The 528-nt window shown below is 71.0% G+C and carries 1 protein-coding gene; it reads right to left on the reverse strand.

Annotation, left to right across the window (positions count from 1 at the left end):
• Nucleotides 1–205: 205 nt before the first annotated feature.
• Nucleotides 206–528, reverse strand: a 323-nt coding sequence (locus ACU8YE_RS24240) for a GNAT family N-acetyltransferase (RefSeq protein ID WP_446929917.1), incomplete at its 5' end; no start/stop codon positions are given.

Here is a 528-nt window from a genome sequence, read left to right on the forward strand (position 1 = left end):
CGCTGCGCGTGGGCGGCAGGCGATCGAGGCGCGCCGAGATGACGCCGGCGTCGATCGTCGTCGCCGGCACCGTTGCGCGCGGCGCGCTTTGCGTTGAAGCCATGGCCGAAGTGTCTCCGAATGTCGTTGTCGTCTGACGGCGGCCGCGCGTGGCCGCCGGGGTTCGGGCATTTTACCGGCCGCGCGCCGCGTCGAGCATCACGCGTCAGCGCCCGCGCGCCGCCGCGATCAACGTCGACAGCGACTGCCGCTGACGGCCGTGCGCGTCGAAATTCCCGGCCGCGAGCCACTGCTCGAACGCCGAGCGCAGCGCCGGCCATTCGCCGTCGACGATCGAATACCACGCGGTGTCGCGCGAGCGCCCCTTGTAGACGACCGCCTGCCGGAACAGCCCCTCGTACGTGAAGCCGTAGCGAAGCGCCGCCGCGCGCGACGGCGCGTTCAGGCTGTCGCACTTCCATTCGAAGCGGCGATAGCCGAGTTCGTCGAACACGCGCCGCATCAGCAGGAACAACGCCTCCGTGCCCG

This window comes from Ralstonia sp. VS2407 (assembly GCF_052950655.1).